The organism is Gemmatimonadaceae bacterium, from assembly GCA_036273715.1.
In the GTDB taxonomy this organism is placed as follows: Bacteria; Gemmatimonadota; Gemmatimonadetes; order Gemmatimonadales; family Gemmatimonadaceae; genus JADGGM01.
The window spans coordinates 25,744-37,454 of sequence record DASUHB010000035.1 but is presented as its reverse complement, the minus strand read 5'-3'; the positions used below and the strand labels follow the sequence as shown (position 1 = coordinate 37,454).

Genomic DNA, 11,711 nt, shown 5'->3' with positions numbered 1-11,711 from the left:
GAGCTGCCCGAGCTCATCAATGTGCTGCGCGGAGAAATGAGTCTCGTTGGGCCGCGGCCCTTACTCATGGAGTATTTGCCGTTATACTCTCCCGAGCAGCGACGCCGTCACGATGTTCGCCCTGGCGTCACGGGTTGGGCGCAAGTCAACGGACGCAACGCGCTCACGTGGCGCGAGAAGTTTGCACTCGATGTGGAGTACGTCGACCGCGTGAGTCTCGCACTCGACCTGCGCATTCTGCTATTGACCATCGTGAGCGTCGTGCGCAGCGAAGGCATCAGCCATCACGGGCACGTCACCATGCAGCCGTTCCGCGGAGGACACGGACGCGACGATGCGTGAGTTGGTCCTGATCTGGGGCGCTGGCGGCCACGGAAAAGTGGTCGCCGACCTCATCCGTGCAACCGGTCACGCCGTGGCTGGTTACGCCGATGCGGATCAGGCCAAGTGGGGCGCAACCGTGGAACCCGGCGGAGCCACGGTCGTCATCTCCGAGGCTGATCTCGTCCAATTGCTCGACCAGGGCTCCTCGCTGCCGTGCCGCGCGACCGCCATTGCGCTCGCGCTGGGCGACAACGACACGCGGCTGCGAAGCGCAGAGCGCGCCGCTCGCGCGCTCATGCCGGCGCTCGTGCACCCGTCGGCGACGGTCAGCGAGTCTGCCCAACTGGGCGCCGGCACCGTGGTGTTTGCGGGCGCGGTCGTCAATGCAGCAGCGACCATCGGCACCGCGGCGATCATCAACTCCGCTTCGGTTGTCGAGCACGACTGTATCGTGGGCGACGGCGCGCACGTCGCGCCCGGCGCCGTGCTAACTGGCGGGGTGAGCGTTGGACGAGCAACACTCGTGGGCGCGCGATCGGTGGTGCTGCCTGGAGTGACGATCGAAGCCGATGTCGTGGTAGGCGCAGGTGCCGTAGTCGCCGGCGATGTCCAAGCCGGCATGGTGGTGGCGGGCGTACCCGCCCGTGTCTTGAGACAACGAGCGACATGAAATCCGGGAAGAAGCAGGGACGCATTTTCCTCTCGCCCCCGCACATGGGCGACCTCGAGCAGAAGTACATCGCCGAAGCGTTCGCATCCAACTGGATCGCGCCGCTCGGTCCCCACGTCGAATCCTTTCAGCGTGAATTCGCGGCGACCGTCGGCGTGTCGCACGCGCTCGCGACCATCTCCGGCACCGCCGCACTGCACCTCGCGCTGCAACTCGTCGGCGTCGGACACGGCGATGACGTGTTCGTTAGCACGCTCACATTTGCCGCGAGCGTCAATCCGGTTCGCTACCTCGGCGCCACGCCCGTGCTCGTGGACAGCGAGCGCGAGTCCTGGAACATCGATCCGCACCTCGTCGCACAGGCGCTGCAAGATCGCGCGAAAACCGGCAAGCTGCCCAAAGCGGTCGTCGTCGTGCACCTGTATGGACAGAGCGCCGACATGGATCCGATTCTCGAGGCCTGCCGCCAATACCAGGTGCCGCTCATCGAAGATGCCGCCGAAGCGCTCGGCGCCACCTACAAGGGTCGCCCCGTCGGGACGCTCGGACGCGCCGGCGTCTTCTCGTTCAACGGCAACAAGATCATCACGACCTCGGGCGGCGGAATGCTCGTGAGTGAAGATCGTCGCCTGGTCACGCACGCGTTCAAGCTCGCCACACAGGCGCGCGATCCGGCGCCGTATTACGAGCACTCGCAGGTGGGCTACAACTATCGCATGAGCAACGTGCTGGCCGGCATCGGGCGCGGACAATTGCGCGTGCTGAGCGAGCGCGTGGCGGCACGCCGCCGAAACTTCGAGTTTTACACCTCCGCGTTGCGCGACGTGCCGGGCATCGAGTTCATGCCCGAAGCCCCGTGGGGCAGCCACACCCGCTGGCTCACCACCGCCGTGATCACCCCGACCGAGTTCGGAATCGACCGCGATGAGTTGCGCCAACGCCTCGATGCAGCGAATATCGAAGCACGGCCGGTGTGGAAGCCAATGCACTTGCAGCCGATTTATCGCGAATGCACGGCCCTTGGCGGCTCCGTCGCCGAAGACTTGTTTCGCCGAGGGCTGTGCCTGCCGTCCGGGTCGGCCATGACCGCGGATGACTTGGAGCGAGTCGTGACCGTGGTTCGTGAAGCAGCCCGGCAGCCGGTGTTGTCGCGGGCGGTGTCCTGAGCGCGCTTCAGCGTGCGTGCCGGGCGATTGATCGATCCAGCGAGACCTGATGTCCGATTTGCTCCCTAGCGGCACGCCGCACGGTTCTGCCCTCACGCCGGGCACAGCAGCGAGCACGCCCACGACTCGTCCAAATGACGACGTCGAAGGCGGCGCGGAGTCCATCGACATCAAGGAGTCGGTGGCCACGCTGCGCCGCCACCTGTGGCTCATCATTGCCGTGACCGCCGCGGCCACCGCGATCGCTGCCTACCGCATCAGCAAGCAGGCGCTCGAGTATCAGGCCACCGCAGTGATCCGCCTGGTGGATGAGCGGCGCGAGCTCGCCGGAAACCTCGACGACAACGCCGGCCAGGGCATGATGGGCGGCTACTGGACCGACCCGATCACCTCGCAGATGCAGGTGCTGCGCAGCCGCGCCGTCGCCGCGGCGGTGGTGGACTCGCAAGCATTGGGACTCCGCGTGCAGAGCCGGGGCTTCCCGGCGTCCGCGCTGCGCAACGTCTCGCTCGCGTCCGAAACGAGCGGCGACACGGTCCGCCTGGAGTTCATGCCTAACGGAGTGAACGTCGTGTCGGGCCCCACGACGACGCTCGTCCCGTACGACAGCACCGTGCACGCCGGCGGCATCGCGTTCTCCGTGCACGCCAGGCCCGCCAATTCGCAGAAGGGCGCGCTCTACACCATCTCGCGCACCGCCGCGATCGACATGGTGCTCGCCGGCCTGAGCGCGCACCAGCGCGATCGCACCGACGTCGTCGACGTCTCGTACACCGCCCAGGATCCGTACGTCGCCCAGCAAATCGTCAACACGGCCGTCGACGTCTTCCAGGTGCAGAACGCCGCCAACGCGCAGCAGCAGTCGCGCCGCCGGCGCATCTTCGTCGAAGCGCAGCTGCACCAGACCGACTCGCTCCTGCAGATCGCGCAGGACCACCTGAGCGCCTACCGGACCAACAAGCAGGTCTACGGTTCGTCCGATGCCGTCGTCTCCGCCGAGCAGACGGGATTGCTCAACCTCGACGTGCAGCGTGCGCAGCTGGTCGCCGATCGCACGACGTATCAATCGCTGCTCAACGAGCTCGCCAAGGATGATTCGGGCCCATCGCGCCAGAAGACGCTGAGCGCGCTCGTCGCGTCGCCGGGCATCGCCGACAACCCGGTGGTGCAGGCGATCTATACGCAGCTCGTCGGCTACCAGGCCGCACTCGACTCGACCTCGGTGGGCAAGTGGGGCAGCGCGCAGACCAACCCCGATGTCCAACGGCTCCACGCGCTCGTCGCCACCGCGCAGGGTCAGTTAGGCGACGCCGTCGGCAGCCAGATCACGTCGATCGATGCGCGCGTCGCCGCCCTGGATGAGCTCCGCCAGCGCAGCACCGACGCGCTCAAGACCCTGCCCGCCACGCAGGCCGGCGAAGCCCGGCTCGTGGAGCAGGTCCAATCCGCCCGCAACATGGCCGACGAGCTGCGCGACGAATATCAGAAGGCGCGCATCGCCGAGGCGGTCGAGGCGGGCGAGGTCGAGATCGTGGATCTCGCGACGTCGCCGTACGCACCCATCGGCACCAGCCGCCGCACCAAACTGCTCACCGGCATCATCGTCGGTCTTCTGTTAGGCACTGGCGCCGCGTTCCTCGTCGAGCGGCTCAATACCGCCATCCGCCGCCGCGAGGAAATCGAGAGCATGCTCCAGATTCCGGGCCTCGCGATCATTCCGCAAATCGTCAGTCCGCATTCGGTCCGCCGGCTCAAGATGGGCAGCATGTCGCTGCGGTTACCGACCCCGCGCGCCGGCTGGCGCGTGGGCAACGGCACGCAGAACGGCGAATCGCTCGTCACCGTCTCCGACTTCCGGTCGAGCACGGCCGAAGCGTTCCGTACGCTGCGCACCAACCTGATCTTCTCGCAGGCGGTGCAGTCGCTGCGCACCATCGTCATCACCAGCCCGTCGCCGCAGGATGGCAAGACCACGACCGCGGCGAATCTCGCGGTGACGTTCGCGCAGCAAGGCATGCGGGTGTTGATCGTCGACTGCGACCTGCGCCGCGCGCGCCTGCACAAGGTCTTCCACGCCGCGCGCGAACCGGGCCTCACGCAACTGATGCTGGGCCAGGCGTCGCTCGAACAGGTGGTGCAGCACACGATGGTCGACAACCTCTCGCTGCTGCCGGCCGGCGCGCTGCCGCCGAACCCATCGGAGCTCCTCGGCGGTCCGCAGATGCGCGCGGCGCTCGAGCGGTTAGGCAGAGAGTACGACACCGTCATTCTCGACACGCCGCCCGTCCACGCCGCCGCCGACGCGCTCATCTTGGGCTCGCTGGCCGACGGCGTCATTCTCGTGCTGCGCGCCGGACACACCGATCGCCAGGTGGCGCAGGATGCCGTGCAGCGCATGTCGTCGTTAGGCGTGCGCGTGGTCGGCGCGGTGCTCAACGACCCGGACCACAAGGTGCCGCAGTACGGCGGCTACTACTATTACGACTACTACGACACTGTCGAAGCATGACGGCGGCGCCGCCCCGGCGTCGTCTTCATACGGCGTTCGTCACCCACTTCACACCGTGCTCGCCCTGACCATGCGATCTCTCCTTCTGGCCGTACTGTGCTGCGCCGCCGTCGCGCTGCCCTCGATGGCGCAACAACAGACCCCGCCGCCAATCGACACGAATACCGTGCTGCACCCGGGCGACCTCGTCCGCGTCACCGTCTGGCGCAGTCCCGAAATGAGCGGCGACTTCGCCATCGGCATCAACGGCGCGCTGCTGCACCCGCTCTATCAAGCGGTGCCGATCGCCGGCATTCCCATGCAGGAAGTCGACAATCGGCTGCGGCAGTTTCTCACCAAGTACGTGTCGGATCCGCAGATCGTCGTCATTCCGCTGCTGCACATCACCGTCGCCGGCGAAGTCAGCAAGCCGAGTTTGTACAATCTGCCGCGCGAAACGACGATCGGCGAAGCGCTCGCCACCGCCGGCGGCCCAACGCAAGACGGGAACCTCGGCAAGGTGCTCCTCTTCCGCGGCGGTCAGGAATACAAAATCGATCTCCGCAGTCCGCTGAATGAGTGGGCAACCAGGCCGATCGAATCGGGCGATCAGATCATCATCACGCGTCATGGCTCCTTCTTCCGGGATGTTTTCTTCCCGCTTGTCGGGCTAACGGGGTCAGCCGCTGCCATCATCAACCTGATCCGCACGAAATAGGTCTCGATCTCCGCGCGCGCTTCTGCAGAGCGCGCACCGGATCGCACGGTGCATCCCCGACACAACCTGCTGCTCGCAGCGTGTCGTTCGACGCTCGGTCTTGCCGACCTGGACGAAGTCGCGCGCGCCGCCTCCGCCATCACCGATTGGGATGACCTGATTGGCGCGGCAAGACGCCACGCAGTGTCTCCGCTGATTCATGTTGCACTTGCTGCGGCACAGTCAGTTGGGCGCCAGGTCGCACCGATGGCAGTCGAAGCGACGAAACACGACTTCGACGCCAATGCGCTTCGGAACGTAGCTCTCGCAACGACGCTGCTGGAGTTGGCCGACCGTTTCGCCGCCGTCGGCATCGTCTTGATGCCCATCAAAGGACCGTCGCTTACGGTGGCAGCCTACGGAGACCTGTCGCTGCGCCAGTTCAGCGACCTCGATCTCGTCGTCCACCGGCGCGACCTCGGCCGCGTGCGGGTCCTTCTGCACAACGATGGCTACATGCCGCTGAACGTCGTTCCCGACTCTCTGGACGACGTGCTGCTTGGACCCGAGTATCACCTGCCGCTGTACAACGATGCGACCGGCGTGTTCCTCGAGATCCATTGGGCGCTCGGCCGCCGCGGACTCGGGGCGCTGCGCCGTGATGATTGGGCGTGGACTCATATGACGACGGTCTCGCTCCTGGGTCGCGTTCTTCCCGCGCTCGACCCCGCGGCGCTGATCGTGTATCTGTGCGTGCACGGCGCCAAACACAATTGGACGCAGCTCGTGCGCGTGTGCGATGTGTATGCGGCCATTCGGTCGGCGCCGGACGTGAGCCCCGGTGCCGTTCGCGATCTCGCCGCAGGTGCCGGCGTCGCTCGCATGCTCGACGTTGGCCTTGGCCTGTGCGATGTCCTGTTAGGCACAGGACTCCGGGAATACGGATGGATGGCCGGCAGATCTCCGGTCGTTCAATCGCTTATCGACGAAGCCGCGGCTCGATGCCTAACCGAACGGCCGCTGTCCACCGGCGAGCAGCTTCGTCTCCAGCTCAGGGCGCGAGACCACCTCCTCGATCGCATCCTCTTTTCGATCGACGTGGTCGGTTCTCCCCACGTGTCGGACCTGACTGCCGTACGCCTGCCGCGCGAGCTGCGCGCGCTGTATCACGTCGTCAGACCGCTTCGATTAGCGGTCGAACACGGCAGGCGCTGGGTTGCCCGATGAATACGCGCCGGCGGCTCAGGATGCCCGCCAGAACGAATCGTGATGATCGCGCAGCATGCCGAGGGGACGGATGCAGGGCGACATGTCGACGAGGGTGTGGTTAGGCAGGCCTCGCCGGTAGTCGTCGAGCGTCGTCTGTCGAAGGACGCCCGGCTCACCCGGTGCACGCGAGACTTCCTTGCCGCTCATACGCTGTTGCAGATAGACGGCCTTGGCTGCCGGCGCGACATACCCGAGGTAGTTTGCAACGACGTCCGGTTCCATCTCCTGAAAGCTCACTGCGTTCCAGAAGAGATCGACGTGCTGGTCGCGCAGCAGGGGAAACTGCGCAGTCCCGCAGATTGCGATGCCGCCAGCCGGAAGACTCGGCAGCGTGCGCCAGTTCCGCGTCGTTTCGTATCCCGTCACCGAATCCGGAAAAATCGACGACAGGAATTGTTCGCACACATAGAGCTGCGGCGGTATGTCGAACGCGACGATGCGAACGTGCGGATGGAGTTTGCGAATGATTTCGACCTGGCGTCCAACGCCGGATCCCAACTCGACGAGCAGATCTACCTTCTCGAAATCCACGAACTGGCAGCAGTACGCGTAGCGGAGATAGTAATACAACGCGCGCATCGTATACGGTCGCCCCGCAATCTCGAAGGCATCCTCCGGGTTGCCCGCCGTCGAAAGCTCGATGGAATCGATGGGCCGAGCACCGGTCTGGCGCCCGTATAACTGGGTTAGGCGGAAGGCTGTTTCCTGCAGCTCGCGCATCCCGCATTCGTATACGTCGAGTGCCACCGGCGACCATCCATCGCGGTTGAACAGGTTGTTCAGCGATGCGAGCAAGCTTTTCCATCCGGGCAGGCGCTGTGTAACGCGGTTGCCGAAGAGCCGGCTCTGATTGAGATCGAAATACGCGCCGCGCGGACGATAGTCGGACGCGCCGAAGCTCGTCAGTACCGTCCGGCGCCTCCGACGAAAATCGACCAGCCCGCGTTGCGTGAGCTCGGGCACGAATCGCCGCTCGTACACCGACCAATAGTTCGTCGGTTTGAACATCGCAGGTGCCGACCCGAGATCATCCAACATCAATTTCAACAAGTCGGGGCGATCGGCAACTTGTAGCGTTGCGGACATCGCACGTCTCCCAGGTGGAATGCGAACCGCACGAAGCTGTACGAGACGCGCTAATGTATGGCTGCCCATGGCCACCGAGGCAAACTCAGCATTGACACGGCTACCTGTTCGGCTCGCCAAGTAGCGATATTGTCGTCCCACTCGAGAGGTGTACATGTCCGACCCGGTTTTCGACGTTAGCGATCGTGTCGTGGTCCTCACCGGCGCTAGCGGCCTCATCGGTCGCTCACTCGCCCGCGCGTTTCACGAGCGCGGCGCGCGGCTCGCGCTCGTGGACATCTCGGCGGCATCGCCCGCCGGCCTCGCCAAATCGTTAGGCGAACCGGCCGCCGCGTTCGAGTGCGATGTGTCGAATGCCGACCAGGTCGCGGCGCTGCGCGATGCAGTGCTCGCCCGCTTCGGTCGCGTGGACGTGCTCATCAACAACCACCAGTTCAAGCCCAAAGGCTTCACCGACGCCAAAGCCGAATCGTTTCCGCAAGAGCTCTGGGACTCGATCATCTCCGTCAACCTCACCGGCACGTTCCTCACGTGCCGCGATTTCGGCGCCGTGATGCTCGAGCAAGGGAAGGGCAGCATCATCAACGTTGCGTCGACCTACGGCGTCGTTTCATCCAATCCGGATCTGTACGAGAACAACAGCCTTGGCAATCCGGTCGCCTATACCGCGAGCAAAGGCGGCGTCATCATGCTCACGCGCTACCTCGGCGCCTACTGGGCCGAGCGCGGCGTGCGCGTCAACTGTGTCACGCCGCATGGCGTTGCCAACAATCACGAGCCCGCGTTCGTCGAGCGCTTCGCCAGAAAGTCGCCGATGCGCCGCCTCATGACCGCCGACGAAGTCCTCGGCGCCGTGCTCTTTCTCGCGTCCGATGCATCCTCGTACGCCACCGGCAGCAACGTGCTCATCGAAGGCGGCTGGACCGCGTGGTGAGCCGTCTCGCCATCCACGCGACAGTCTATCGCGCTGCACTGCGGTTCTTCGGCAATTGGTACGCGTCGGTGCGCGCCCAAACGGACCAGGACTTCGACGTCTGGATCAGCCTCGATGACGTCACCGAGCGCGAGGTGTTCGCCGTCATCGGCGAGCCCGCGCACGTCACTTGGCGCATGGCGCCGCCTAACGCAACGCCGTCCGCCGTGCGGCAGGACGCGCTCGCCGCCATGGTCGACGCGTACGATGGGATCGTCGCCGCCGACATCGACGACGTGATGCTCCCGTCCCGCGTCGCCGCCTCCCGCGCTTCGCTAGATGACGCCGACATCACGGCCTGCGCCCTCGATGTCATCGACGAATCCGGCAGCGACCTCGGGGTCGTGTTCGTGCCGCCGGCTGACCTGCGCCTCGACACCATGCTGCCGCGCTGGAACGTCTTCGGCTTCTCCAACGTCGTCTGGCGCACCGACATGCTGCGGCGCTGCCTGCCGATTCCGGCATCGTGCCGGCTCTTCGATTGGCTGCTCACGACGCGCGCCTGGTCGTTAGGCGCGCGCCTGGCCTTCGACCGGACGCCGCGCATGCGCTATCGCCAGTACGGCGCCAACACCGCGGCCGTGCTGCCGCCGTTCAGCATCGAGCAGGTGCGAGACGCCACGTCGCGCGTGCTCGCTCACTACAATTGCGTGCTCGACAGCTCGTGGAAGCTCGCCGAGCCGTATCGCAGCCAGGTCGCCGCCGCGCGCGACCGCTGTGGCGTGTTCGCGGAGGCGATTGCGTCTCCCGAACGACTCGCCTCGTACGTGCGCGCGCTCAACAACCTTCCCCCGCGCTACATCTGGTGGTGGAGCGTGGCCAACCCCGAGCTCGAGGACCTATGGATAAGTTGAACATCGCCGGCCGCTCAGTCGGTCCCGGCGAGCCGCCCTATATCGTCGCTGAGATCGGCGCCAACCACAACGGCGACATGACGCTCTGCCGTGCGATGATCGACGCCGCGCGCGAATGCGGCGCCGACGCCGTCAAGTTCCAGTCGTGGAGCAAGTCGTCCCTCATCTCGCGCGCCGAATACGACCGCAACACCGCGTACGTGAGCAAGCAGCGCAACCAGCCGACGCTGGAAGAATCCGTCGACCAATACCAGCTGTCGCGCGCCCAGCACGAAGAAATCTCGGCGTACTGCCGCAAGACCGGTGTCGTGTTCTTCTCCAGCTGCTTCTCGAACGCCGAAGTCGACATGCTGGAATCGCTCGATGTCCCGGCCTACAAGATCGCGTCGATGGACGTGAACCACCTGCCGCTCCTCGAGTACGTCGCCGCCACGCACAAGCCGGTGATCCTCTCGGCCGGCATGGCGACGTTAGGCGAAGTGGAGCGTGCGATCGGCACGCTGCGCGCGGCCGGCTCCGGGCCGGTTGCGATTCTCCATTGCCTGTCGATCTATCCGTCGCCTCCGGCGCAGGTGAACCTGCGCACGATGGACACGTGGCGCGCGGCCTTCGACGTCCCGGTGGGCTATAGCGACCACACGCTCGGCTCCGCCGTCCCGATCGCGGCGGTTGCGTTAGGCGCGTGCATGATCGAGAAGCACTTCACCACCGACAAGAACCTCCCGGGCTGGGACCACGCCATCTCGGCGGACCCGGCCGAGCTGCGTGCGATCGTCGACGGCGCGCGCGACGCGTTTGCTGCGTTAGGCAGCGCCGCCCGCCGCGTGAGCGCCGACGAGATCGCAAAACGCAAGGTCTTCCGCCGGCGCATGGTCGCGCGCCGCGACATGTGCAAGGGCGACCGCCTCGCCGCCGCCGACGTCGACTTCAAGCGCCCCGGCACCGGCATCCAACCCGACGAGCTGCGCTACGTCGTCGGACGCGCCATCACGCGCGACGTGCGCGCCGAAGATGAGCTCGATTGGTCGGACCTCGCATGACCGCGTCCGGCGGCCTGCGCATCGCCATGTACGGCGACGGCCAGTGGGCCGCCGACACGCTCGCCCGCCTGACCGATGCGGGGCACCGCATCGTCGTCGCCGTTCTCCGCCAATCGCCGAGTGATGCGTCGTTAGGCGACGCCGCGGCGCGGCTGCGCGTGCCGGTGCTGCAACCGGCCAGGATCAATGCGCCGGATGTGGTTCGTCAAATCGCAGCGCTCCAGCCCGACCTCGGCATCTCGGTGGCCTGCAACCAGATCCTGCGCGCCCCCATCCGCGAGGCGCACGCGCTCGGCGTGATCAACTTCCACGCCGGCAAGCTCCCGTTCTATCGCGGCCGCAACATCATCAACTGGGCGATCATCAACGGCGAGACGGAGATTGGCCTAACGGGACACTACGTGGACGACGGCATCGATACGGGCGACATCATCATGCAAGTCACGCTGCCGATCGGATGGACCGATGGCTACGGCGATGTGCTGCGCCGCGTCGTCGAGCGACTGCCGTCCCTGGTCGTCGACACGGTGCGCGAGATCGCCAACGGCACAGCACAGCGCCGACGTCAAGCCGATCACCCGGGCACCTACTTTGGCGGCCGCCGAGAAGGCGATGAATGGATTGATTGGAACGCGTCGAGCCGCACGATCCATAATTTCATCCGCGCGATCTCCGAGCCCGGCCCCGGCGCGCGAACGATGCTCGATCGCACACCCGTGATTGTGTGGCGAGCGTTTTATGACCCATCCTGGCCTAACTACGTCGCCACACCAGGTCAGGTCGTCGGCCGCCAGCCGGGCGGCGCCCTCGTGAAAACCGGCGACTCGACCATCCTCGTCCAGTCGATCGAAGGCCAAACCGGACGAGAGCAGCCAACCTGGCGAATCGGAACGCGCCTCTCGCAACATCGTTGCGTGTGCGAGGACGCCCCGCCCGTTGCACGGCCGCCACGGTAGAGTGTTGCCCGAAGGCGATTCCACCAGGTTCGGGCCGCTCAAACGCAGCGCTTTGCCCGGTTATCGCATGAGCCTATCACCATGTAGCCAAAAGGCTTGTACGACGTGACCGAGCCCTTCAGGTGGCGCGCTCCACCGGGCGCATTTACTGCTAATCCCTCCGCCACCGACACCACATGACCCAGACC

Annotated in this window: 11 protein-coding genes; 10 read left to right on the top strand and 1 reads right to left on the bottom strand. The window is 65.7% G+C overall.

All coding sequences use genetic code 11. The features are described 5' to 3' along the window. From VFW04_08390 to VFW04_08365, 6 genes are all read left to right on the top strand, one after another. Positions 1–342 (top strand): sugar transferase (locus VFW04_08390; protein HEX5179332.1); only part of this gene is annotated, 342 nt, incomplete at its 5' end. Continuing rightward, positions 335–994 carry a NeuD/PglB/VioB family sugar acetyltransferase gene (locus VFW04_08385; GenBank protein ID HEX5179331.1) on the top strand — a complete coding sequence of 220 codons (660 nt, stop codon included), beginning with the start codon at positions 335–337 and terminating at the stop codon, positions 992–994. The genes VFW04_08390 and VFW04_08385, both read left to right, overlap by 8 nt. Then, on the top strand, positions 991–2,160 hold the full coding sequence (locus VFW04_08380; protein HEX5179330.1) for an aminotransferase class I/II-fold pyridoxal phosphate-dependent enzyme: 1,170 nt from the start codon (positions 991–993) through the stop codon (positions 2,158–2,160). Before VFW04_08385 ends, VFW04_08380 begins: the two co-directional genes overlap by 4 nt. A 49-nt stretch (positions 2,161–2,209) precedes the next feature. After that, entirely contained in the window at positions 2,210–4,669 is a 2,460-nt protein-coding gene (locus tag VFW04_08375; GenBank protein HEX5179329.1) for a polysaccharide biosynthesis tyrosine autokinase, read from the top strand. A gap of 70 nt (positions 4,670–4,739) precedes the next feature. Then, positions 4,740–5,366, top strand: coding sequence for a polysaccharide biosynthesis/export family protein (locus VFW04_08370; GenBank protein HEX5179328.1), 627 nt, complete (start codon positions 4,740–4,742; stop codon positions 5,364–5,366). A 48-nt stretch (positions 5,367–5,414) separates the two neighbouring features. Next, positions 5,415–6,572, top strand: a complete 1,158-nt coding sequence (locus tag VFW04_08365; protein HEX5179327.1) for a nucleotidyltransferase family protein — start codon at positions 5,415–5,417, stop codon at positions 6,570–6,572. Between the two features lie 15 nt (positions 6,573–6,587). Here VFW04_08365 and VFW04_08360 read toward each other — a convergent pair whose 3' ends face one another. After that, positions 6,588–7,622, bottom strand: a complete 1,035-nt coding sequence (locus VFW04_08360; protein HEX5179326.1) for a putative sugar O-methyltransferase — start codon at positions 7,620–7,622, stop codon at positions 6,588–6,590. Positions 7,623–7,854: 232 nt separating this feature from the next. On the opposite strand from VFW04_08360, the gene VFW04_08355 reads away from it, so the two are divergent. The 4 genes from VFW04_08355 to VFW04_08340 are packed head-to-tail and all read left to right on the top strand — an operon-like array spanning position 7,855 to position 11,523. Beyond that, positions 7,855–8,634 (top strand): SDR family oxidoreductase, encoded by a 780-nt coding sequence (locus VFW04_08355; protein HEX5179325.1) that lies wholly within the window; start codon positions 7,855–7,857, stop codon positions 8,632–8,634. Then, positions 8,631–9,527 carry a hypothetical protein gene (locus tag VFW04_08350; protein HEX5179324.1) on the top strand — a complete coding sequence of 299 codons (897 nt, stop codon included), beginning with the start codon at positions 8,631–8,633 and terminating at the stop codon, positions 9,525–9,527. Before VFW04_08355 ends, VFW04_08350 begins: the two co-directional genes overlap by 4 nt. Beyond that, entirely contained in the window at positions 9,515–10,567 is a 1,053-nt protein-coding gene (locus tag VFW04_08345; GenBank protein ID HEX5179323.1) for an N-acetylneuraminate synthase family protein, read from the top strand. The genes VFW04_08350 and VFW04_08345 overlap by 13 nt, the downstream gene beginning before the upstream one ends. Then, on the top strand, positions 10,564–11,523 hold the full coding sequence (locus VFW04_08340; protein ID HEX5179322.1) for a methionyl-tRNA formyltransferase: 960 nt from the start codon (positions 10,564–10,566) through the stop codon (positions 11,521–11,523). Before VFW04_08345 ends, VFW04_08340 begins: the two co-directional genes overlap by 4 nt. Positions 11,524–11,711 lie beyond the last annotated feature (188 nt).

What these genes read in the sequence shown, in the direction of transcription:
- VFW04_08375 (HEX5179329.1), top strand. Translation starts at nt 2,210, where the DNA reads ATGTCCGATTTGCTCCCTAGCGGCACGCCGCACGGTTCTGCCCTCACG.
- VFW04_08370 (HEX5179328.1), top strand. Translation starts at nt 4,740, where the DNA reads ATGCGATCTCTCCTTCTGGCCGTACTGTGCTGCGCCGCCGTCGCGCTG.
- VFW04_08355 (HEX5179325.1), top strand. Translation starts at nt 7,855, where the DNA reads ATGTCCGACCCGGTTTTCGACGTTAGCGATCGTGTCGTGGTCCTCACC.
- VFW04_08340 (HEX5179322.1), top strand. Translation starts at nt 10,564, where the DNA reads ATGACCGCGTCCGGCGGCCTGCGCATCGCCATGTACGGCGACGGCCAG.
- VFW04_08360 (HEX5179326.1), bottom strand. Translation starts at nt 7,622, where the DNA reads ATGTTCAAACCGACGAACTATTGGTCGGTGTACGAGCGGCGATTCGTG.
- VFW04_08385 (HEX5179331.1), top strand. Translation starts at nt 335, where the DNA reads ATGCGTGAGTTGGTCCTGATCTGGGGCGCTGGCGGCCACGGAAAAGTG.
- VFW04_08380 (HEX5179330.1), top strand. Translation starts at nt 991, where the DNA reads ATGAAATCCGGGAAGAAGCAGGGACGCATTTTCCTCTCGCCCCCGCAC.
- VFW04_08345 (HEX5179323.1), top strand. Translation starts at nt 9,515, where the DNA reads ATGGATAAGTTGAACATCGCCGGCCGCTCAGTCGGTCCCGGCGAGCCG.